This window comes from Cytobacillus sp. Hm23 (genome assembly GCF_051842895.1).
Classification (GTDB): Bacteria; Bacillota; Bacilli; order Bacillales; family SM2101; genus Nanhaiella.
Genome location: NZ_JBPXRQ010000001.1, coordinates 1 through 24,881, shown reverse-complemented (window position 1 = coordinate 24,881; position 24,881 = coordinate 1). Strand labels below are relative to the sequence as shown.

18 protein-coding genes are annotated in these 24,881 nt (G+C 34.8%); 2 read left to right on the top strand and 16 right to left on the bottom strand.

Annotation, left to right across the window (positions count from 1 at the left end; translation table 11 throughout):
• Positions 1–71: 71 nt before the first annotated feature.
• The 9 genes from ACSVDA_RS00090 to ACSVDA_RS00050 all read right to left on the bottom strand — a co-directional run bounded on the left by ACSVDA_RS00090 (position 72) and on the right by ACSVDA_RS00050 (position 14,490).
• Positions 72–2,915 carry a VWA domain-containing protein gene (locus ACSVDA_RS00090; RefSeq protein ID WP_485879768.1) on the bottom strand — a complete coding sequence of 948 codons (2,844 nt, stop codon included), beginning with the start codon at positions 2,913–2,915 and terminating at the stop codon, positions 72–74.
• Complete coding sequence (locus ACSVDA_RS00085) at positions 2,899–4,710, bottom strand: VWA domain-containing protein (protein WP_485879766.1); 1,812 nt, start codon at positions 4,708–4,710, stop codon at positions 2,899–2,901. Before ACSVDA_RS00085 ends, ACSVDA_RS00090 begins: the two co-directional genes overlap by 17 nt.
• A gap of 9 nt (positions 4,711–4,719) precedes the next feature.
• On the bottom strand, positions 4,720–5,598 hold the full coding sequence (locus tag ACSVDA_RS00080) for a DUF58 domain-containing protein (protein ID WP_485879764.1): 879 nt from the start codon (positions 5,596–5,598) through the stop codon (positions 4,720–4,722).
• Entirely contained in the window at positions 5,595–6,602 is a 1,008-nt protein-coding gene (locus ACSVDA_RS00075; RefSeq protein ID WP_485879762.1) for an AAA family ATPase, read from the bottom strand. Before ACSVDA_RS00075 ends, ACSVDA_RS00080 begins: the two co-directional genes overlap by 4 nt.
• 4 nt (positions 6,603–6,606) lie before the next feature.
• The gene (locus ACSVDA_RS00070) at positions 6,607–8,217 is read right to left on the bottom strand and encodes a hypothetical protein (protein WP_485879760.1); all 1,611 of its coding nucleotides are present in this window, start codon (positions 8,215–8,217) and stop codon (positions 6,607–6,609) included.
• 4 nt (positions 8,218–8,221) lie between these two features.
• Entirely contained in the window at positions 8,222–9,073 is an 852-nt protein-coding gene (locus tag ACSVDA_RS00065) for an ABC transporter permease (RefSeq protein WP_485879758.1), read from the bottom strand.
• A gap of 2 nt (positions 9,074–9,075) precedes the next feature.
• Entirely contained in the window at positions 9,076–10,008 is a 933-nt protein-coding gene (locus ACSVDA_RS00060) for an ABC transporter ATP-binding protein (RefSeq protein WP_320258603.1), read from the bottom strand.
• Complete coding sequence (locus ACSVDA_RS00055) at positions 10,005–12,416, bottom strand: hypothetical protein (protein ID WP_485879756.1); 2,412 nt, start codon at positions 12,414–12,416, stop codon at positions 10,005–10,007. The genes ACSVDA_RS00060 and ACSVDA_RS00055 overlap by 4 nt, the downstream gene beginning before the upstream one ends.
• 478 nt (positions 12,417–12,894) lie before the next feature.
• A complete protein-coding gene (locus ACSVDA_RS00050) occupies positions 12,895–14,490 on the bottom strand; it encodes an ATP-binding protein (RefSeq protein ID WP_485879754.1) in 1,596 nt (531 codons plus the stop codon).
• A 280-nt stretch (positions 14,491–14,770) separates the two neighbouring features.
• Between ACSVDA_RS00050 and ACSVDA_RS00045 the strand changes: the two genes are divergently transcribed.
• Positions 14,771–15,241, top strand: coding sequence for a hypothetical protein (locus ACSVDA_RS00045; protein WP_485879752.1), 471 nt, complete (start codon positions 14,771–14,773; stop codon positions 15,239–15,241).
• Between the two features lie 651 nt (positions 15,242–15,892).
• Entirely contained in the window at positions 15,893–16,063 is a 171-nt protein-coding gene (locus ACSVDA_RS00040; RefSeq protein WP_485879751.1) for a hypothetical protein, read from the top strand.
• A gap of 225 nt (positions 16,064–16,288) precedes the next feature.
• Here the strand turns inward: ACSVDA_RS00040 and ACSVDA_RS00035 are convergent, their stop codons facing one another.
• The 7 genes from ACSVDA_RS00035 to ACSVDA_RS00005 form a co-directional block, all read right to left on the bottom strand.
• A complete protein-coding gene (locus ACSVDA_RS00035; protein ID WP_320209825.1) occupies positions 16,289–17,131 on the bottom strand; it encodes a DegV family protein in 843 nt (280 codons plus the stop codon).
• A gap of 335 nt (positions 17,132–17,466) precedes the next feature.
• Entirely contained in the window at positions 17,467–19,356 is a 1,890-nt protein-coding gene (locus ACSVDA_RS00030) for an LTA synthase family protein (protein WP_485879749.1), read from the bottom strand.
• Between the two features lie 421 nt (positions 19,357–19,777).
• Positions 19,778–20,443, bottom strand: a complete 666-nt coding sequence (locus ACSVDA_RS00025; RefSeq protein ID WP_485879747.1) for a response regulator transcription factor — start codon at positions 20,441–20,443, stop codon at positions 19,778–19,780.
• Positions 20,444–20,460: 17 nt separating this feature from the next.
• Positions 20,461–21,762, bottom strand: coding sequence for a HAMP domain-containing sensor histidine kinase (locus ACSVDA_RS00020; protein ID WP_485879745.1), 1,302 nt, complete (start codon positions 21,760–21,762; stop codon positions 20,461–20,463).
• A 342-nt stretch (positions 21,763–22,104) separates the two neighbouring features.
• The gene (locus ACSVDA_RS00015; RefSeq protein ID WP_485879743.1) at positions 22,105–23,142 is read right to left on the bottom strand and encodes a F510_1955 family glycosylhydrolase; all 1,038 of its coding nucleotides are present in this window, start codon (positions 23,140–23,142) and stop codon (positions 22,105–22,107) included.
• 482 nt (positions 23,143–23,624) lie between these two features.
• Complete coding sequence (gene copZ / locus ACSVDA_RS00010; protein ID WP_485879742.1) at positions 23,625–23,831, bottom strand: copper chaperone CopZ; 207 nt, start codon at positions 23,829–23,831, stop codon at positions 23,625–23,627.
• 60 nt (positions 23,832–23,891) lie between these two features.
• On the bottom strand, positions 23,892–24,881 hold a 990-nt coding region (locus tag ACSVDA_RS00005; protein ID WP_485879740.1), incomplete at its 5' end, for a heavy metal translocating P-type ATPase.

The following is a 24,881-nucleotide window of genomic DNA, read 5'->3' as shown; positions in this document are numbered from 1 at the left end:
CAACATTAAAGATAGTATATTGCACTATTAAACGTAAAGAAAGAAATATCACAGACACTAAATTGTCACAATTAACGACGTCTTTTATTTTTTGCTTTTAATAATCGATCTAGCCGAGCCTCATGATCATCGGTTTGATCAACTTTACTGTTCGCCTTATTATCACCATTATTTTTGAGAATCTTATTATCCTTTTGCTTAACGTTAGAAATAGGCTTGTTACTAACGTTCTTTGTTACATTTTTATCTATAGTCTTTTTAGTCTCTACTTGATGAATACGATGTGTAGATACCTTTTTCTTTTCTTGTAATCTTCCGAACGTTTTTTCTATTTTTTCATTTTTGGCAGCAGCTTCATGCTGATGGTTTGAGCGCATGGTAGCTACTTTGGCAATAAGCGGCTGTATACCAAATCTTCTTATAGCAATTTCTATAATAAAAAGGAAGAAGGCTAGCAACAATAATAATTCTTCAATCGGTTGCTTTTTCACATTTTTATTTGTTAACGCTCGAAATGCTTGTTCGGGACTTTCTATTAGCTTACCATTCCCAACTGTTACAATGTCTTGAAGTAATGGATCATTTTCTTTTTTCACTTCAAACTCTTTTGAATATGGAACTACTATAGCTTTGCTAAAAGTACTCTTAATTTCTTCTCCTTCACGCTTCATTAATTGCAAATAATGAATTCCAGGTTCTGCAGCAAAGCTCATTTCATACTTTCCTGGAGCTATACTACGTAGCTCTGCATCAACCTCTGAACCTTGGTCGTCCACAAGCTTGCTCTCTAATGGCAATAAATCTGTGTCGGCTGATTCAATTGTTAGTACTACTTCTTTGCCATTTGTAGTTTGAACAACATCATATGCATCCTGTTGAAATGTAGGTAACGTCCATGTAATTAGATCATTCCACATAATAGGCCACTCATTCCATGCTGGCCAAGCTCCTGCCCATTCACCTTTTAGATCAGACGTCCAAGCTATTGTTTTACCTAAACCGGATTTCCAACGAGTTAGCACTGGGTCACCCTTTTCAGATGTAAGAACTGTTTCGGCCCTTCCCTTTTCTGTCGTCGCAATATATGCATTCATTTTCGGAACGCCCTCACCAAACAATCGCGATACACTTGTACCTGCAATCGGTGTAGGATAAAACGGATTATCTTCAATGTATGTTCTAGTAGTCAAAGCCGTTTCTCTAGACAATATACTTGGAATTGTTGAAGCATCAGCAACATCGTAGAAGCGCCCATTTCCTTCCATTGCTAGAGATTCGAGTAATCTTCGGTCTGCATCTGAGCCAATTGCAACAGTCGAAATCGTAACATTGTCATTTAATCCATCAGATATTAATGAATTATAGTCAGCATTGGTTGCAGATTGACCGTCTGTTAATAAAATGATGTGTTTTCGTTTTAACTCAAGAGGTGTAAATTGTTCATACGCTTGCTGTAAAGCCGGGAAAATATCTGTCCCTCCACCTTCCTGAATTGAACGAATACTATCTACTACCTCTTGTTTATCATCTAGGGGTGCAGTTTCAACAATTTGCCATGGTTTCTCGTCAAAAGCGATAAAACCAAGAGTATCTTTATCTCTTAATAATTCAACCGTTCGAGCAGCAGCTTCTTTAGCAAGGTCCATTTTATAACCTGACATACTTCCTGAACGATCTAACACAATGACCATTCCTAAGGACGGCATTTCTTGTTTACCTTTAAGCTCCATATCCACAGGAAGAATATCCTCAATCGGTGTTTTAAAATATCCACCAAGACCGAAGCTTTCCATTCCACCTGTCATGATGAAGCCTACACCGAAATCATTTACAGCCGTTTTAATCATTTCCATTTGTGATTGGCTGACCTTTGTAGCTGAAACATTAGCAAAGACGATTGAGTCATATTGTAGCAGTGAAGCAATATTGGTAGGCAATAACTCTGGTTTTGTTTCTACTATATTTAAGCTGGCTGAATTAATCGCGTTCGCTAAATTATCCCCATCACCTTCGTTGCCTTCAACGATCAAAATAGTTGGTGTCCCTTTTACTGTAGCAACAGCATGGGCAGCATTATTTTGTTGTACTTCATCACCTTCTGCAATGATTTCTGCTTTATATGAATGTAATGTAGTAGAATCTACGATATGTGAAAAGGAATAACTGTTTCTGCCTTGCTTTACATCAATCTTTTCACTAATAATTTGTTCATTATTTTTCGTGATTTGAAGAGTAGCATTCATATCTTGATTACTTTCAATATCTATACTAAGCTTTGCTTGTTCCCCTACATATAATGTAGATGGTACTTGAAGGCTTTCTATCGCTACATCAGTTTTAGTTGCAGGTGCAAATGGCATTACATCAATTTCTATACCTTGTTGCGCTGCAAACTTTGTAGCCTGCAAAGCATCACCTACGTTTTCATTCCCATCTGTTAATACTACAACTCTGCCTCCTGCATTTGACAGCATAGACGAAGCGAGTTGAATACCTTCTGCTAGATTTGTATAATTTGTCTTTTCCATAACAGGCAACTGCGTCGTATTCAACGGTCTTGGTGATATGGAACGAACTACAGATGCATTATCAGCAACAGATACGATACCATAACGGTCCTCTACTTCCTTCTTATCAACCGCATCTTCCACAGCCCCAACCATCTTGATTTCTTGTTGGCCGACACTTGCCGAACGGTCGACGACAAATACAGTCGTCACTCCATTTATTGGGTATAATATAGTTGGTACCGTCAAGGCAAGGATTAATAATGTATATATGATCGATCTAAGCGTGATAACAGACACTTTTTCAATCTTACCTAGCTGTGTTCTGTCTTTCGCAAAGAACACAATCGTCATAATTGCAGGTATAAATAGTAGGAGCATGAGAGGATACTTAAGCTCTAATCCCACGTCGGTACACCTCCCATTCCACAATTAATATCATACTAGCAATTAATATAAACCAGTATGAAGCGACATTATGCCGTTTGCTTGTATTGTTATCAGTTTTAGATTCCGTTTCAGCTAACACAAAACTTTCTGAAGACACCATCTTCTTTTCACTTTCCTCTAAGATGACTGCAAATAACCGCTCCTTCTGTCCATCTTCGCCGCGTTCAATAAACCTATAAATTCCGGGTTCATTTGGAACTGCTAAAACCCCATCATCCATAGTCATTTCCTTCACTACTTCATAATCTTCATTAAGAATAGAACGACTTGACGCATCCGTCGATAAAGAAACATCTCTTACCTCACCAGGAGAAAAATAACCTAGTTGGGAGTTCTGCTCAGTTAAATAAGTGACAGCGTTATATAAAAAGATCGGAAAGCTTGCATGTAAAGGCCAATCTGAATCTTCGATATCCATGGACAAGAAAATAATAGGATGTCCTTCATATGTGCCCTTACTAATAAGATCCGTTTTTCCACTTGATGCAATTGTAGATAGTCCTAAACCTTCAAGAGGATATGCATTTTGAACGTAAATATTATTCATGTTAACAAATTGAAATAATGGATCATTACTCTTCACTTCAATGGCTTGTTCAAGTTGAACTTTTTCTTTTACTTCATAAGAACCACCTAAGGTAGGTGACAGAACCATTAACGGACCATCGGGCCATTTGTCCTCAGATAAATTACTTACGATATATACCCCACCATCACTGTCTGTGAGGTCATCAACACTGTCTGCTTGAACTACTTCTTTACTCATATTGACTAATGCTTTGGATATAAATGGACTTACATTACCTATAAGATTAACGGTTGGGTCATCATTTATATTCATAAAAGCAACACTGCTATTATCAAGCTGATAATCATCCTTCACATTAATTGTCGCTTTGTAATAATCGTATTCAGGCAGTTGAGGAATTTGAATATCACGTATTGTTTTGGGCTCAATTTCTTCCTTTGATGAATGCAGTTGTTTTCCATTCGACTCAATATTTATTGTAAATATTACCTTATTCGCTGAATCATTTGCTACTGATGCAACTGCCCTTATCTCATCACCAATTTCACCGACACCGAAAGATCTTAACGAAATGTTATTTGTTGAAGTTCCGATGTTATTTACGACAATCTTCTTGTCAACAAACATTGTAGCTATGTCTTCCTCCGTAACCGAATCAGAAAAAACTTGGATTTCACCTGTGTCATCTGTTAATAACGCAGCTCCATATTGAATTGCTTCAGCAATGTTAGCATTCTCATAAGACAATCGTAAATCACTTATCACTTTACGGATGTTTTGCTTATTCGTATCTTGTGATAATAATATTTCCGGCTTCTTACCTGACTCAATAATTGTGACTTTTTGAGCTTGTAATTTATCTACCATTTTTGAAATCTCATTTTTTGCTATATCAATACGGCTTTCTTCTTTTTCTTTAGCACTCATTGATGCTGATGTGTCAATCACGATGACAATGTGATCCCCTTCAATTGTTGAATCATTAAAATAAGGTTGGGCTAAAGCGATAATAATCATGGAAAGGATTAGCAGTTGTAGGTATAGCAGGATGTGACGCTGCAACCTCCTCCACCATTTAGATGCTTCCCACTCTTGCATCACTTGCTGCCATAACAGTGTGGATGGAATCACTTGCTGTTGATATTGTTTTCTAAATAAATAAAAAGCGATAACTACTAATAAAAAGATACTTAACAACAAATATGTTGGCGCTATTAATCCCATCTACTCACCTCACACAATCCAACCTTTTGGCATCAACGATTCAAAAATGATTTCTTCAATTGTTTCGGTTGTAGAACATCTTATAAAACCAATTCCACGATCAAAGCAAAATTGCTCTAGTTCCTCAGTATGCTGGTTTACACGGTTCACATAATTTCTTTTAATTGAAGGTAACATTGAAACATTCATCTGTTGATTCATCTCACTATCTATCAATTTTAAATCACCTTGATAGTTTGGATTGGTTTCTTCTTCCGTTAATAATTGAATTACATATAATTCCTGTCTATTCGCTTGAATTTTTTTAAGAGCAGCCTTTATATCATTTAGTGGCTCTAAAAAGTCACTTATGATAATGCTCACACCTGATTTAGGAACAATGTTAGTAGTAATACTTTGGGAAAATGTAGCATGTTCTGATACACTTTTTGCTAACTCACTTATATAAAAAACAGCCTTGTTAGCATATGCTCTTCCTTTTTTATAAAAAAACGGAGAGTCGGTAGAACATATTGGAAAAATACCAACTCTATCATCATGGCTTAAAGACATATATCCAAGTGTAGCTGCTAACCTTTTAGCCGAAAGCCACTTTTCGTCAATTAGATGCATTGATTTTGAACAATCTAAATATAAAGAAATTACTAATTCTTGTTCATCTAAAAATCTCTTAATATAATGCTTATTTGTACGTGCATATATATTCCAATCAATTTGTCGCAAGTCATCACCTGGCTGATATTGACGATAATCTGAAAAGTCTAATGATTGCCCTTGTTTCATTGATCTTCTTGCTCCTTGTTGGAAGCCACGCTTTTGTCGTTTTGACTGAATGCGATGCTTATTAAGACGCATTAATAAAGCACTGTCTATAATATTGGTCGTCATTTTTTATTCACGCTTTGCTCAACATTTGTAATTAATTCTTCAATGATGGCATCTGTACTAATACCAGCCGCTTCACCTTCAAAATTTAAAAATAGTCGATGTCGTAAAACAGCATTCGCACACTTTTTAATATCTCCTTTTGAAAGATGAACTCTACTATTACTTAACGCATGCACTTTGCCGATTTGTATCATACTTTGTAGCCCACGTGGTCCTGAGCCATAACGCACAAACTTTCTTATCATTTCTGGTGAAAAATCATTCGTAGGATGACTTGCAACGATGATATTGGTTGCAAATTCTAACACATCGTCACTAACGAGAATCTCTTTAGCAAGATTTTGGATTTCTAGAATATCATCACGATTGATCACTTTTTGTAATGATGGTGTTGTGTTTGTAGTTGTCTTTTTAACAATTTCCTTCAGTTGTTCTTTCGTAGGGTAATCGACATTAATCTTCAATAAAAATCGATCCATTTGTGCTTCTGGTAATGGATACGTACCTTCAGTATCCAACGGGTTTTGGGTAGCAAGAACAAAGAAGGGCTCCGCTAATTTTTTCGTATCACCCATGACAGTTACTGTTTTTTCAGCCATGGCCTCAAGCAGAGAGCTTTGTGTTTTAGGTGTTGCACGGTTAATTTCATCAGCTAAGACGATATTCGCAAAGACTGGACCTTTGTGAAAAACAAAGTTTTGCTTTCCATGTTCGTTAGGCTCTAGCATCATTGTCCCAGTAATGTCAGAAGGCATTAAATCAGGGGTGAACTGGATTCTTGAAAAATCCAAGTTCATCACCTCAGAAATTGTTCGAATAAGCATCGTTTTTCCAAGACCGGGTAACCCCTCTAACAATGCGTGTCCACCAGCAAAAATCGTCCATAATACTTGGTCAACCACGTCCTCTTGCCCTACTATAAATTTAGAAATCTCTAGTTTAGATTTTGAGATCTTATCTGCAACTGCTTGTAATTGTTGCTCTTTTTGTGCTAATTCTACCACGATTTTACTCCTCCCCTGGATCTATTTCTGTGAAATAATCCTTCACAACTTCTTCTAAGTACGATGGTAAATCTGAGCGATCAATACTCTCTCTATATGCTTGTGCATATTCTCCATAAACTTCCTCATACGGTCGTAACGTACCATTTAAAATTGGGCCCTGACCCTCAGACTGCTCACTACTACCTTTACCTAATTCGCTAAAGTCATTCTCAATCGTATTTGTACCATTCAAATACTCAGGTATTGTTAGTTCACGAGATCCTTGACCAAATCCAGCTCCAGATCCCCCTACTCCTGAACCTGTTCCACCTGAGCCTGATCCTGAACCCGAGCCTGAGCCTGATCCTGAACCCGAGCCTGAACCCGAGCCTGATCCTGAACCTGAACCAGAGCTTGATCCTGAACCTGAACCAGAGCCCGAGCCTGAACCGTTTCCTTGATTATTACCTGACTGTGATTGGTTGCTACTGTTCGTTCCACTTTGACTATTTGTTGCAGTCGTTGAAGCACTGTTATTTTGTTGTAAGGCCAGTTGAGAAGGTGTTCCTAAACCAGCAGTAGCCATTTGTTGCTGTAATGATGCTGATGTCTGCTGTAGCTGTTGTTGTAACTCACCTAGCTCTTCTAATGAGTTAGCGTCAGCAAATGCATCATTTAATTGCTTTTCCAGGTTTGCCAGTATCTCATTTAGTTGTTCTGCTGAAAGCTGTTCCAGGTCTAGCTGTTGTCCAGTAGTTTCTGCAAGCATAGATTCTATTGCTTCTTTATCATTTTTAGGTAACCCGTTAAGGTCCTTCTTTAACTTTTCAAGCGCTTCTTGTAATTTTTGTTGATTTTGCTCAGAAAGTGCAGCAGACAATTGGTTCAAGTTAGATTGATTTATATTTTGTTGAATCTTTTGTAATAACTGTTGTTGCTTTAATGCTTTTTCTTTCTTATTCGCAAGCTTTGCTTCCTGGGCCTGTATATCAGCAAGCAATTCCTTACTATCTTTCGGGGTTGACAGTTGTTTTTTTAGATCATCAACTTCTTTTGCTAATTTTTTATCATCTGGATTGTTGATTTTTTCAATCTCTTTTTTTGTTTCTTTAGTTATTTGCTTATCGATCTGTTCTAGCTTTGCACTCTCCATGACATCATTAGGAAACATGAGAGATAAAGTAGTACATATCGCCAACATTACCGAGATAACAATCTTTTTCCTATGAATTAAAGACAGTTTCCTCGTTTCTACTTGTTGATGTTCCTTCTTCATATGTGATAGAGCATCACGACGTTGCAATTGACTAATAATCGATTCATCATTTATATACGACAAGGCTGTTTGCACACGGTCTTCACCGACATATTCATCATAAAGTTGTGCTGCAACTTGATCTTTAGGTCTGTTTTTTATTGTAAATACGACTGATGTTACAATGGCAACAACACTTATGGCCAAAGCGATCATTATAGGGTGAAGTATAATGATAAACCTCGATGCGATAGCTAGGAAAAAGAATATACTAGCTATTGTGACAAGCATATAATGAAGGTTGGTGCTTACATGTTCCTTGAGTAATTTCTTTTTAAGAACTTTGAGAAAAGAAAAGAACTTCTGTTTTTCATCCACTTTATCACCCTCTCTTCGGTTTCATTTTTGGGCGAAGCTTCATAATGCTGATTAGTAAACTTATGACAGTAATGCTCAAATAGGAAAACGTAAAACTAATAAACAATGAAAAATCAATATTTGTCATATCAGCAAATTCATTCGCTGCGTTCGGTTCAAGTTCTGCAAGTATCACCGCAAATGGGTTAAACATTCCACATATATATGCAACAACATTGGTATGTTGAGGGTTGGCATTATATGAGTATCCACTCATTTCAAAAGAAAATAGCATAATCGCTGCTGTACCAGCTGTAAGAAACAACATAACACCATACGTAACAATCATCGATACGATTGTTTTGCGAATCAGTGTAGAAAATAAAATACCTATGCTCCCTACAGTTACTATCGTTAGTAAATAAATGACGAATACCGATATCAAAGTGTTCGGTGACACTCCACCAAATAGGAACACGATACTATATAATGGTAGTGATGAAAAAATGATTAAGAACAAGTATGCCAATGAAGAAACTAGCTTACTAACGATAATACTCGTCGACGATTGCTGTGTCGTTAACAAGATGTTTAATGTTTGTCTTTCACGTTCACCACTAATGGTACCTGCCGTTAACCCAGGGGTCATAAATAATATGAGCCCCAATTGTAGAACTGATATGATCATAAACATTTCTTGACTTTCATTCGGCTTAACAATTCCGCCTGGAGAGTTTGAACTATCTAAATAAATATATCCTAGTGCAATTCCTCCTAAAACTAATAGATAGAATAAAATGCCAAGGAAGCTTTTAAATGAACGAAAACGGAGTTTAATCTCCTTATTTAACACTGGATTAATTAATAGGCTTCTCATTGTCACTCTACCTCTCTCGTGATTTCTAGGAAAATATCTTCCAGGTTAGAATCTTCTTCACTAAATGAAAGAATAAGAAGGTTCTCAGACAACGCTTTTTTTAATAAGTTCGTTTGTTCCTGATCATCCCCTGAAAAGGCAAATGATAACACATTTTCAAACCTTTCGTTCCTGTGAAGGTTTGTAACAAACTGTTGGTCTTCAAAAAACGCATAAGCTTTTGCCATATCATCTACTAATTTTACATTAATTACTTTATTTGCTTGTAATTGTTTTTGTATTTGAGCGACTGATCCTGTCGCTACAAGCTTTCCACTGTCAATTACCCCAATTTCATCACACATCTCAGCAAGCTCTGGTAAAATGTGAGAAGAAATAATAATCGTTTTACCCATGTTCTTTAGCTCTTTTAATATCTCACGCATTTCAATTCTTGCACGGGGGTCTAACCCTGATGCAGGTTCATCCAAAATTAGCAATTTAGGATCATGAATTAAAGCACGAGCGAGGCAAAGCCTTTGTTTCATTCCTCTTGATAGCACATCCACATACGAATCCTTTTTATGTGATAAATTGACCAGTTCTAATAGCTGTGGTATGAGCACGTTTCTTTCACGTTCTGGAATGCCATAACTACCACCATAAAAATGTAAATATTCGATTGTTTTGAATTGATCATAGACCCCAAAAAAGTCTGGCATATACCCTATTGACTTTCTAACATTTTTTGGCTCCTTAGTCACGTCATAACCGTTTACATATGCTGTTCCAGATGTTGGTGCCATTAATGTTGCCAAGATCGAAAAAGTAGTTGATTTACCAGCACCGTTGTGACCTACAAACCCAAACACTGTACCTTCTTTTACATTGAGGTTTAATGAATCAAGTGCGGTAAAGGAACCATATCTTTTCGTTAAGTTAATTGTTTCTATCATTTGATTTCCCCCTCAACTGAAATAGTAGGCACACGAATATCTTGATGGTCCGATACTTCTAATTTTATAGTAATTATCCCATTTTCATTAACAAACTCGTTGACATTTTCTTTAAAGTTAAAGAGCTGTTTACCTGACAATTCAACCGATTCACCCGTAACGTTATTCAATAAGCTATATACACCAGATGCTTCACGATTTAAGCTAATTTTCAAGTTGGAAAGTGATGAATCTTTTGCTGTTATAGTTGAAGGAATTTGATAAGTGATCAAATATTTTCCTTCTTCCATATAAATCCAGTCTTCACCGTACTCCAAACCATTGTCAACTACTCGACCATTTTGTCCCTCCTCAACTGAGACACTTGGTATAATAGTTCCTTCAGGTAGCAAAAATTCTCCTACGCCAACAGTATCTATTTCTACATTTTGCATTAATAGGTTTAATGCATTATTAACTGTTTTTTTATCCTTTATTGATATATCAGTAATTGAGTCGTTTGTAAAAGCAACGAGTAGAGGCTGATTATGTTTTGATAAGGAATATCTATCACTAATGGCTGTTGATAATAAACGATATTTTCTCCAATTCTCCAAGTCATTCTTTTCTATTTGCCCACCCCAAACATCCATTCCTGGAAAGGCAGACAATGCAGCAGAATACGTTGGACCAGCTACTACGTTAGCCAAATTATTTGATTTTATATCCAGTGATATGTCAGTTGTGTTTCCGCGCTTAACATTGCCTAGATCATAAGCATGGCTACCTGAGATTAAATACACTTCTTGCAAATCCAAATCTAATTGGTTATTTAATGAACCTACTAATTTGCCATTTTCTACTTGTAGCTTCACATCAATTTTGCCTATAGGCTGATTTACGATATTTCCTGTCGCTGAGCGTAAAGACCAATATTCAACGTCATTATAAGTAAGTGCTGTCTTACCGTGACTACTTTCAATCATTGCAAAATTTTCAATTACATCAATTGAATCTGAATAACGATTTAATATTGGAATAGGTTGATACGATTCAGACTTTGAAGTAAGAGTATAATCACCACCATTGTTGGATAAGAATGTAACAACTCCTAATCCATTACCAACACCTTGTTCATCGATAGCTAATATACTTACCTCATTTGCTTTTACACTACCTAAACGATCCTTCGCTCCGACGAAAAATATTGACACTGTCACAAGAATAGAAATTGTTGGAATGATAATCCAAGCTTTTTCCCGTTGATCAACTTTTCGTAGAATAATATATAGAACAGGGATAATTACTAATAAGTAGATAGCAAAAGTAAGTATCAATATATTTAACGGTATAACTGATGAATCGAATATCTCTGCAATTTCTGATAAATCATAATGGAAATAGTTTTTATCATAATTCTTTTCTACAAGCTTTGCAAAGACATCATCCCACCAATTTGCATATCCACTCCAATTACTTAAACTTTCTGCTCCTATGTTAAAAGTAAATTGAGTTATTTCACCACTACCAACATCTTTATTTAAAGTGATAGGTAATGAGTTATCAGAAAATACTACCTTCGTTTTATCTACTAAATCTCCTGTCATAATAGGAATATTCGTTAATGTCGGCAAGTCATCTCCACCGTATTGCTGTAAAAAAGCAAACTGATTAATGGATTGGTTATTCGTAACTTGAAGTGGTAATAAATTTCCTACTTCTCCAAGCTGGGTGGCTATATTCGGTCCACTACCAATAATTATATGTCCCCCACTATTCACCCAATTTATTATAGCCTGTTGCCTTTGTGTTGATAAAGCAGACACTTGAAAGTCATTAATAACGAGTACATCAAACACTTGTAAACCTAGTTGTTCATTAGGTAGTTCATCTTGTTGTATATTCAGTACTTCTACAATTTCACCATTATACTTTGTAAGCTTTAAAAAATTCAGTGAGTCCGGCGTGTCAGATAATACCCCTACAACTAGACGACTTTCATTTAAATGGATCGGCGCAAGATTTTTATTACCAATTAACTCAATTTCTTTGTTATCTTCCCAGCTTCCCTCATAAAACTTAATTAATGATTCCTTATTTGAGGTTTGCATACGTACTAAATTTTCCTCAAGTCCTGAAACAGAAGTTTGAATTTTTTTTGTTTCACCTTTCGCAAGCTCTACATGGATAACAGTATTACCGACTTTGCGGTTTGTTTCTGATAAGATTACTAAATCTCCGCTTATGGTTTTATCATTTTCATTTGATAACGTAATACTTACAGGAAAGCCTTGTCCCCTTTGAATTTTCTTGTCAAAACCATAAGAAACATCTGCCTTTAAATTGTTAGCGGCTAAAGCTGTTTCTGTAAATAAGATACTACCTACTAGCAATAATAGTAATACTAATATATATCGCTTCATCTTCAATACTTCCCTCTCCTTAACAAAATCTAATTTCTCTTTTTGTATTTTCTGTATTACTACTCATAGTACAGTGATATTATATCTAATATCATTATCTTTGTGAAGTACATAGCTAAAATTTTTTCAAACCTACAAAATATTAAACGACATCTAAGCAAAAAAAGTTACATAATAAATATAATAGCTACCACTGCTTTTCCATATTTATCGTGTTTAATGTTACTAGGTAATTCTTAAGTTTTTGATTACATAAAAATGAAGAATTTATGAAGATATGTTTTAAATAATGGTGGTTTCATTCTGAGACAAAATTCCAGATAATTTAAATCATGCGGTCATACGTATCATTAACCCATTGTCATTACAGCAAATAACCCCATTCTATATTGCAAGACGGGGTTTGCTAAATTACCATACTGATGAACTCTAGTAACTTTCATGATATTTTTTTATGTGAAGCACTCTTTTACACTTTTTGATATTAGTTTACAATCGGTAAAAATAAGCTAAACGTAGTCCCTTTATTCTTTACACTTTCCACTATAATTTTCCCTTTCATTTGCTCAATAATTTGATAACATACCATAAGACCAATACCTGTGCCTTTTTCTTTTAACGAATAAAAAGGTGTGCCTAAGCGATCAAGCTCATCCTGAGTCATGCCAATGCCAGAGTCGGTAATCTCAATCCGTACATATGAAGCATCTTTTACACATGTGACTGATAACTCTCCCTCTGCTTTCATTGCTTCGATGCCATTTTTCATAATATTTAGCAACACTTGTTTCAGTTCTCCTTTATTTCCTTTTACGTAAAGCCCTTCTTCTACATGTTCTATAATCGAGATATTATTTTTCATTAGAGCATATGAATTCACAATATCAGTAACATTTTTTACAATGTCACTACAATTCACTTCTTCACATTCACCTACATCAGGTTTAGCAAGAGACAAATAGTCATTAATAATCGTTTCTGCCCTGTTTAACTCATTTATCATTAAATGGATAAACTCTCTTTCTTGACTCTTAATATTTTCATTGGCGAGGAAAATCTGAAGAAAACCTTTTACTACCGTCATCGGATTTCTAATTTCATGAGCGACTGATGCAGCCATTTGACCAATTGCATTCATTTTTTCAGCTCTTTGTAGTTCCTTCTGAAGCTTCGTTTGATGAATAATTTCATCAATTTCTCCTATCGCTTTTTCAAACCCATGCAACTGTTGAGTAGCATAATTTCTTTTCCCAAAATGCTCTGCTGTTACTTGAACACGTTCAAATATAGTTCGTAAATAACCAACCATACTGTTAAATTCATCTTTTAAATATCCTAATTCAGAAGTATCTACATATGATAGTTTCACATCAAAATTACCTCTACTAACTTGGTAAACCCCTTCAAACAGCTTTTTTAAAGGATCCATCATCTTAGAAAAACCCCATTGCTGAATCTTTAATATGATACTAAATAAAATAACAAAACTGATAAATAAAGATATAAGTAAATTCCTCAATTCATCTCGAATCTCTGTAGCGTCTAGATCTATAGCTAACACAGCAATTATATTTCCCTCATCGCCGACAATTGGCGTAAAAGCAGTGATCCATAACCCCATTTGATCTTTATATAAGCCTGTTGCAGCACTTTTATTTTCGGCTATTGCTAAGGTAAATGCATTCGTATATTCCTTATTATTATGTATATGATGTTCGAGCTCTCGTTCACCCTGTATATTATGTTCTGAATCTACAATGACATGATAGCTATTGTAATTGTTACGATCAAAATCTAACAAATAAGCTCTTGAATACATGGAATAGTTTTCATGAATATGATTTAAGAGGTCAATAATGTGAGTTCTTGAAGGGGAATTTAACTCTTCGTTACTCTTAATTGTAGTAACATCCTCTGGTACCAATATTTCCTTCCATAAATTAGTTAAATTTATGGCACTTTCAGACAACAATTGTATTGTAGCGTTTTTCTGTATTTGGTAGCTGATTACCGCTGTTGCGATCCCTAAAAAAATGACAAAAACTGATGAAAAGATTAGTGTTTTTTTAAAAAAACTCAATCGATGGAATTTATGTATCATCAGAACATCCTTTACGAGTTATTGTATAGAGTTTTTTTCAACTTTTGCCACACAAATTCCTCTTTTTCACAATATTATTTACAAAAAAACTACGTATTTAATATAAATACCAATACTTAAACCGAAAGACACTATAAAAAATAAAGATTGATATTACCAGAATAAGATGTAGACAACTGTCAGTTGCACAATTAAGACATCAAGCATTCACTAAATATAAGAGAAGCTAATTAAGTTTAATGAAAGGAATGACTTAGTGATGTCTGATTGTCGATGTAAAGGAAAAGGAAACAATGAATTATTTTGTCGTTGTGAAAATACACCTATCTCTTTTAATGGTGATGGGGTGGGAATACCTGTACCTACACCATTTGTAACTTTAACCACAGATACTATAATGGTCAGTGAGAAGAATTGGATTGCAAAGGTTGATTCAATGGTTGATATACTCGTTGATGTGGTTGAGGATATACCAAATCCTATCAACTTATTTTATATAGTTGAACGTATTACTGAAAGTACTACAAAAACTCTTTGTTTATATAACCTCACTGATGATAGGGCTAATCAGCAATATACATTAACTCCTAACAATACAGTCTGTGATGAACCAGGGACAGGATGCCATAAGTACAGATTGACTGTCATGTCAAATAATCCACTCCAACAAGGAGTAACACTTTCTTTCAATTGCAGATGCATCAACGTAACTACATTTCAAAAAGGGTAAGCAAACATAAGAAATGCCCTACTCTATTCAAAGAGTGGGGGGGTTTCTGTTTCCATGTCATCATGCCAGTGTATTACATGTTATGCATTCTTGATTTGTTCGTGCATTTAATGTGAATAATAGTTGTTCAACACTATTATGTTTCTTTACTATTCAATTTAGTTGTTATGCCCAAATAGATCAATATACATCTAAAATGTGAATTATAAGATTTTTTCCTTTCCAAAACTCTACACAACAATCCCTCTTGTGTAGATTCTACTATTAGGATCTTCTCTTACTAGTTGAACTGCTCTAAAAACATGCTCTTTATTTATTGTAGCTATACTTATAGAGAAGTTTGGTTTAGTACCTAATATAAGTCCACTTTCACACAATACGTATAAAAGATGTTGGAGTATATAACTTTTGTTGACTTGATTTGCTGTAGGTATATTTGTTCTTCATGATCCCATGCGCTTTTATGTGTTTTAGATTCATCTGATTTCATTATTCTAACTGCTTTAATTGTTGTTAGTCCTTACTTGCCCAGGTGTATACTAGTATACTACCTATTCAACTAAATATCATTGTTATTTCACAGTTAGCGAATTAACCGACCAACTTTCCTATACTTTTAATATAACAAGCATTGAATAGAGATGGATTTATTTGACAACGACAGTCATTGATGTGAAAACGCATAGTGTCATTGCTACGATTTTCGTTGGAGACAACCCTTCTAATGTGCTTTCACACTCAACGGAAAATTTGCTTATGTGCTTGGAGGATAGTGGCATTATGTACAATTTACACATAAAAAAAACCATTTACAACGTCTAATTAATAGCTCTAAAATGCAAAAAAAAAAGAGGGTATTTGCTCATAGAATGAACAGCATATCCTCTTATTAGTTTAATCTATTTAAAAATATTACGCAGTTATTTCAAAACTAAATATAATCTTATATAAACTTCTCTTAATTGTACTTGTTAGTCATTCACTCATTGAATAATACGGAATATATTTATTATCAATGTTTAAATTTTTTACATCAACGCATTTAATTTATTCAGCAAAATACATAATACTCATAGCACCTGCTCCAGTGTGGAGTGAAATAACAGGGGTTGTATCCACAATTTCAATTTCTTCATACCCGGAGGCATGACTAATAGCTTCTTTTAATTTTCCTGCTAGATCACGTGCATCTGCATGTGCTATACCTACTGCTTTTATGACTTTACCCTCAACATCCTTAACAAATTGTTTAGTTAAATACTTCACTATTTGCGATTGACTCCTAACTTTACCTACCGGTGTAATACTTCCACCTTCGAGTGAAGATATCGGCTTTATGTTCAGTAAAGAGCCAATAAACGCTTTCCCTTTGCCAATTCTGCCACCCTTTACTAAATTTTCAAGTGTATCAACAGTAAGATATAAAAAACTATTGTTACGAATCTCTGCTAACCTATTCACAATATCATCTACACTTTTACCGTCTAAAGCCATCTTTGCAGCTTCTAACACTTGAAAACTTAAAGCTTTAGAAAGGAACCTCGAATCGACGACAGTCACATTGGCTTTTGATATTTCTGCAGCAGTTTCTGCAGATGCAACAGTACCACTCATACCACCTGTCATATGGATAGAAATCACATCATACCCTTCTTCATCTAATCTGTCATATAATTCAACAAATTGTCCTGTAGATGGCTGTGAGCTTTTCGGTAGATGAACAGCTTGTTTCATTTTATTTAGAAATTCACTAGGTGAAATGTCAATTCTGTCAAGAAAAGATTTCCCCTCTATTGTTATCATTAACGGTACCATTTCAATGCCATACTTTTGTAAAACCTCATCTGAAACATCAATTGTGGAATCAGTCACTATTTTTATTTTTCTCATCAACTTCACTTCCCAACATTTTTACGTCTGTTTCATTATACTTGTAATTATGGGCGATTGATAGGATTTTTAAAAAAATTGTCGAATTAGGGCGCGGCTTCAACTAAGGCTCTTTTCATAAAACTTTGTTTTTTCATTTATATTAGAGTAACAGATATATTTAATATGACTTTCATAGTCTTTAGAGAAGAAAAGACACCGTGAATGATAATTATATTAGTGTTTGCTTATATTTCGAAAAGCAACAATTAATGTGCACACGCCCTTAACAAAATATTTCTGAAAGGTGAAGTGATAAAATGAAACTATCATGTTGCAACTTATATAAAACCCATTCACTCTTGCTCAGTTAAACCATTTGTTAATGATGTTCCTTCATAAAACCTTAATAAATCCCCGTAGACAATGTTATCAGAGTACTCGAGCTCCTGCTTTGCTTTTTCTTCATACGGCTCACACTTAGAGCTGTCCGTCTCTTCCCCTGTCTCTTTATCATAGCATGTAGATTTTGTATATACATAGTTTTCAGTGATAAAGCTTCCATCTCTAAGCACAATAAAATCTAGTTTATCTTCTGAGAAAATATCAGATCCGAAGTGCACATCATCCTTCGTGCCGACACCTAATAAATGTAGAATTGTTGGCTTCACATCTAGTTGACCTGATACTTTAGAAATGACCTCTGGATTTTTGTCAGTCACACCCGGTATATGAATAATGAATGGAACCTTTTGTAATTGTACGACATCAAAAGGTGTGATATCTTCCTGTAAAAATTCTCCCATCGCTTTATTATGATTTTCTGAAATACCATAGTGGTCACCATAAAACACGAGAATTGAATTATCATATAAACCCTCTTGTTTTAATTGTTCAACAAAGCTTTTCAATGCTTCATCCATATATCTAACCGTTGGGAAATAACGATTAAGTGTGCGACTGTTTGACGTAAATTCATCTACCATTTTATCTCCTTCATCTAGCTCAAATGGGAAATGATTTGTTAACGTAATAAATTTTGTGTAAAACGGTTGAGGTAATGTTTTAAGCTTCTCAACAGATTGATCAAAAAACTCAATATCTTTCAATCCCCAACCAATTGAATTATCTTCGTTCACATCGTAATCTACCAATGAAAAGTAACGGTCATATCCAAGATTAGGATACATGACATCACGATTCCAAAAGCTCTTATTATTTGCATGAAACACTGCAGAATAATAATCTATTTCTTTTAAGATCTCTGGGGTAGCACGGTACTCATTTTCCGCATTCGTGAAAAACACAGCACCTCTACCTAAAGGGTATAACGAGTTTTCAACTACAAATTCAGAATCAGATGTTTTACCTTGACCTGTTTGATGATAAAAATTATTAAAATAATAACTTTCTCCAATGATGTCATTCAAAAACGGTGTAATTTCTTCCCCATTAATCGTTTCATCAATCACAAAGCTTTGCAAAGATTCCATTGAAACCATAATGACATTACGATCCTTTGCAATACCGAAAAGGTCTTCAACTGGCTTTGTGTAATTCGCATTTAGAAAATTCTCTATCTCAACAAATTCACTACTATCCGCAAGTGCTCTTTGGGCTGACGTTTTAGACGTTAACACAAGATCATATAAGTGGTAATTGTATGACCCTATATTTTTTACGAGCATTTCACGATCAAATGTACGAGTTAACAGCTGCGGACGTTCTGACTCTGCAAGTCCTAAGTTGAAAAATACCACTATCGCGACAACTAAAAAATAACCTCTACGTTCTCTGTTTGTAAAAGATGTCCGTGATGAAAGTTTATGACGATTTCGCATCATGAAATACAATACAACAATGTCAACAAACATCAAAATATCTGTAAAATGTAGTAGCTCAAAAATACTATTATCTAAATCTGCTAAATTATTAGTTTGAAAAAGTAAAGGAATTGTAATAAAATCGGTAAACTCTCGATAATACAACACATTTGCAAATAAAATAAAAGAAACTAAGAGGCTCGTTATGATCAGGTACCTATTACGATGTTTTTCTTTAATAAACATGGCAATCCCAAACAGAACGAGTAAAAAGCTTAAAGGGTTAATAAAAAGAATAAATTCTTGTAACCAAGATTCAATTTTTATATCAAAACTAGTTTTATAGACAATATACGTTTTAATCCATAATAATAGTGTTGCTAGAAGTATTAAAGACATCTTAGACAATGATGATGTTTTCATGTTTTACTCCTCCATAGTTTATAGCATTGTTTGTTCAAAGGAATCATTAAGTACAATAATTCTTCTGATTCATACTATACAACCTAAATCTTAACTTTTTGATTAGATAAATATGAAGGATTTCTTAAGAAATACTAACCGTTCCTAACAACACGAAGAAAACATGCACTTTATAAATTAACTATTATTGTTACAAATTTATTATCTACACTTGATTGTTTTACCTATTGCAGTAAAACATCATTTAATTAGACTCTTCAAATAAACTTTGTTAATATTTTTACGAAATTACGACTGTAAAAAGAAGTCTTATATGATTAGCATCTTAATATAGAAGAAAAGATACAGCGAAGTATTAGTATTAAAACAATCATTAATGTGAAAACAGCCTTGAATTAAAAGAGGCAACAAATGGTGAAGCTTACACCCATTTATAGCCGATTCCCCAGACTGTTTGTAAATGTTCATTAATTGGAAAGCCAGCTTTTTTGCATTTTTCTCTAATGTTTCTAATGTGTGAATCAACCGTTCTATCTTCAGTCTCAGAATCAAATTCCCATACTTGCTCTAAAAGGCTCTCCCGTGTTAATACTGAATTTTTGTTAACTAGCAATATCCCAACCAGATCAAACTCTTTCGGTGTAAGCACAATACTCTCATTACCGTACGTCAACTGATGATTACTTTTGTCCCATGTAAGGCCATCAACTTCAATCTTGCTATTGGGACTGGTTCTACGCAAAATGGCTTCGATCCTTGCTAGCAAAACTGTTTCCTCGAATGGCTTTGTTATATAGTCATCTGCTCCAATTCTTAACCCTTTTACAATATCAGAGCTTTGCTCCTTTGCTGTAAGCATAATAATAGGCACATCAGAAAAGCTTCGAATCTCTTCAGCAGTTTCCCACCCATTCATTTCTGGCATCATAATATCTAAAATAACTAAATCTACTTTTTGCTGCACCAAATAGTTGATTGCATCTTCGCCTGAGCGAACGGTTTTACAGCTATAACCAGTTGGCTCCAAGTATAACTTTAGTAGCTGTAACATTCTCGGTTCATCATCTACTAGTAAAATGACAGGCATTAGTCAAAACATCCTCCTTATAACACAATCTTAAATATAGTTCCTTCACCTATCTTGCTCTGTACGTCTATTTCTCCACCGTGACTATTGACAATACCTTTGACTATCGACAATCCTAAACCTGTACCACCAGTTGATCTAGATCTAGATTTCTCTACTCGATACAGCCGATCCCAAATGAAAGGCAGTTCATTCGCTGGTATACCTTCACCTTCATCCTTTACTATAATAGTAAGTTTGCCGTCTTGTTTTTTAGCATTAATTTCTACAGTAGATTGAGATGCTGAATGTTTTAAAGCATTATCCAATAAATTGCTTATCACTTGATCAAATCTGTTTGGATCAATGCTAGTAGTAATTTTTTCTGGGCATACAAGTTTTAAATGAATTTCTTTTTCACTGTATGCCGGCTTAAACTTCTCGACGATAGACGATAAAAAATGATGAACTTGAACGTCTTGTTGTTGAATCTTAAATACATTTTCATCAATTTGTGCTAAGTCGAATAAATCTTTTACTAAGCTAACCACATGCGTGGCTTCCTCCTCAATAATTTTCAAATAATCATTTCGCTCTTTTGAAGTGAGATTAGTTCGCTGTAAAATATCAGCATAGCCTTTAAGATAGGCTAACGGAGTCCTTAGTTCATGTGAAATACTTGATAGAAATTCATTTCGTTCTTTTTTTAAATGCTCTAGCCTATTAGACAGAACATGTATTGCTTTAGCTAATTCACCTAGTTCATCATCTCGATTCGTTGTTAAAAATACGTTATTTTGTCCAGTACTAATCTTCTCAGTCACTTCTTTCATATCTATTAGTGGTTTCGTAATAAAGCGTGACAGAAAAAAGATTGTAGCAATGGATAATAACAAAGACAACATACCAATAAAGAGAAATTGATAAGTTAAACCGTTAATCATACTTCTTATAGGCTGTGTAGGTGAAAACATAAATACATACCCTTGATGTTGTCCATCAAATATTATCGGATGAATCGTTGCTAAATACTCTTCTGTTTTCCACTTTTTTTCTAGCAACTCACCATCGTCAGGTACTATTTGCTCTTTACTGTTTTTTATTAACTCTTCTAGTTTAGGGTTAATTGTGTCCGACTGCTCTAAAATCTGAAACTGAGCATTTGTAATGACTACTGCACTAACAGCCTCCGATTCCATTAATGCAACATGTTTTATTGTTAATTCATCAAAATTTTTTTCTAACACATCTCTATGACTTATACCTCTGCGAAATAAATCATCTGTCTCACTCTGAATTCGCTCATTCACTATACCGAAATATAGTAAGAAAAAAATCATAGACTCTATAAGTAATATAAAAATAAAAAAAAGAGCTCCTAATTTTATAGCTAATTTATTGATGAAACCAGCTCCTTTACAGGAAATAGAAACAGACTGTTATTTTTGAGTTCATTCGCAACATAGGGTTTTTTGTTGTAAAATGTACGGCATCGTCACAAAATCAGCTATAGAACTTATAACAGTCTGTTTTATTTTGGCTCTTGTCAAAACTTTGTTGCTATTGTTACCAAACTAGAACCACAATAATCAAATATATATAGTTGTCATCATGTTACAGAAGAAAAGATACCAAGCTGTTTATGCGCACGTATGTAAAGGTACAATTCATCCGAATAATTACTATTGAATCTTCCCTTCATTTACTAACATCTCCCAATTCTCTGCCCCATCGTTGGAGTAAAATACATTCCCGTTGTAGGTTATAAAGGCTAACTCGTTGTCATTTTGGGGGTTGGTAGTAAAATACATTACTGCATCCTCATCCATGGAAGGCAACGTAATTATTTCTTCCGTTTCACTATCGAAGGATTTCTTAATAAGATGAGGCTCACCATTATATCCGCCATACCATAACGCTTTATTTGACATGTAGATGGACGTACCTTGCATATTATCTGAAATTAATTCAAATGACTGACCCTTATTAGTTGAGAGGTAGATTCCTTCTTTAGCTGCTACAGCCACTTTATTTGAATCAGTTGGATGGACAGCAATATTAATAATATCTTTACTTAAGCCTTCTGCGTCTATCTTCTCCCAATTTTCTGATAGGTCATCGCTTACATATAACTCACCAGCTTCTTCTAATAAATCGTTCGCTTTTGGGTTAGCGACAAAAATTGTTTGACTTTCGTATCCTACACCCATCACATGAAAATCAACAACTCCTTCTAAAGCTAATGTTTCTAATGTTTGACCATCATCTAAGCTACGCTTAATACCAAAAGGATTAACAAGATTTGAATTGGCAGCTGGATGTCCACTAGCGAAAAAGCCTCCATCTACTGCGTTAAAGCCCATATAATCATGATTTTCAGCTACTGTTTTATACCATTGGCCATCTTCGTACACTTTCAACCCATCATGAGCTGCAAAATAGATCGCATTTTGATTCCCAGCATATCCTAATCCGTGAACATGCTCTAATGTTCCGTTAAACGGCTCGTAAAAATCGTTATCCGTTATTTTGTTTTTTGATGTTTCAGCTTTGACAGTTTGCTTATCTTTCTCGTTCTCTTCAGTCGCATCATTATTTGTTGCAATTTCAGTATTATTTTGTGCTGAGTCGTTAGGTAGTGCTTCATTCTCATTCTGTCCACACCCAAATAATAATGAAGTAATTGACAACAGTGCTATTGTTTGTAGTTTCCTTTTCATATACATTGTCACTCCTATAAATACAATATTTTCTCTTGGTCCCTATCGGAAACTTCACAGCCATCGTTACAAAAATTAGCAAGGTAAATGTTATGTTGCACAATTGATGAAGGTATGTCGCCATTTTATAAATGGTCTTTTCGTTAACTTTGTCTTTTTCACTTACAATAAAGTAACTGTTGTGTTGTATTTGACATTCAAAGTCTTTAGAGTAAAAACATCCCAACGTGTTTAGCTCTCTTATTACGGAAAGCAACAATTAATGCAAAAAACAGCCTTTATAATTAAACAACCAATTGTACGCGAAAAGCTTTTTCTTATTATAAATAGAAAATAAGGAGATTTTGTGCAGATGCTGAGTAATTATAAGTAAAGAAGGAGGATAAAATGCTCATATAATGAACATGATACCCTCCTTTCATAATTGTATATATTAATACAAAAACATGCATTCATCAAATATTACAAAAGATAAAATCTCTTTATTCTACGTCGTATCCTTGATCCTCAACTGCTTCTTTCAATGCTGCTACTTTCACTTGAGCATCATCATATTGAACGTCAACTTTACCGTCTTGAAGAAATACCGTCACGTTATCTACACCTTTAACTTCTGATAATGCTCCCTTTACTGCCTTTTCACAATGACCACATGTCATACCAGATACTTGTAATGTTGTTTTCACCATATATATCCACTCCTAGTATAATATTTTAGTGATGTTCAAAAAGTCTCGTTTTGAACATCATTATATTTTTACTCTCTTCAAACGAAGGGAGTTTGTCACAACTGATACTGAGCTAAACGCCATAGCTGCTCCAGCTACCCAAGGTGCTAATAAACCAATGGCTGCAATTGGAATACCTGCTGAATTGTAAGCTAGTGCCCAAAATAGATTTTGACGGATATTTCTCATCGTTTTTCTACTAAGGTCGATTGCTTTCGGAATCAACGTTAGTTCTCCACCCATAAGGGTTATATCAGCTGCTTCAATGGCAACATCTGTCCCAGTACCGATGGCAATCCCGACATCTGCTGTTGCTAGAGCTGGTGCATCATTAATTCCATCACCCACCATGGCAACTTTCTTCCCTTGTTTCTGTAGTTCCTTCACATGGTTTGCTTTTTCTTCAGGAAGTACCTCTGCAAATACATGTTGAATCCCTACCTGTGAAGCGATAGCTTGTGCCGTTCTTTCGTTGTCTCCTGTCATCATATATACTTCAATACCTTGTGATTGAAGTTTGTCGATAGCTTCTTTTGCTGTTTCTTTCACTGTATCAGCCACTGCAATTACACCAGCTAGATGCCCTTCTATTGCTATCATCATCGCTGTTTTTCCTTCTTTTTCAAAGGTCTCTAGCTTTTCATTATAAGAATGGAAGTCTACTTGATATTTGTTCATAAGCTTACGTGTTCCAGCTAGCACATCTTTCCCTTCAATACGGGCTTCGATACCATGACCAGGTATTGCTTCAAAATGGTCGATTGCTAGCTCTTTAGCTTGTTTTTCTTTTCCATATTCAACGATGGCTTCTGCTAAAGGATGTTCAGATGATTTTTCTGCTGTGTATAAGTACGATAAAACTTCTGTATTGTCTGCTTCAAAATCTGTAACTACAGGCTTACCTTTTGTAATCGTTCCTGTTTTATCTAACACAATTGCTTCAATTTTATGAGCAATTTCTAAATGCTCTCCACCTTTAAATAAGATGCCATTTTCGGCTCCTTTACCTGT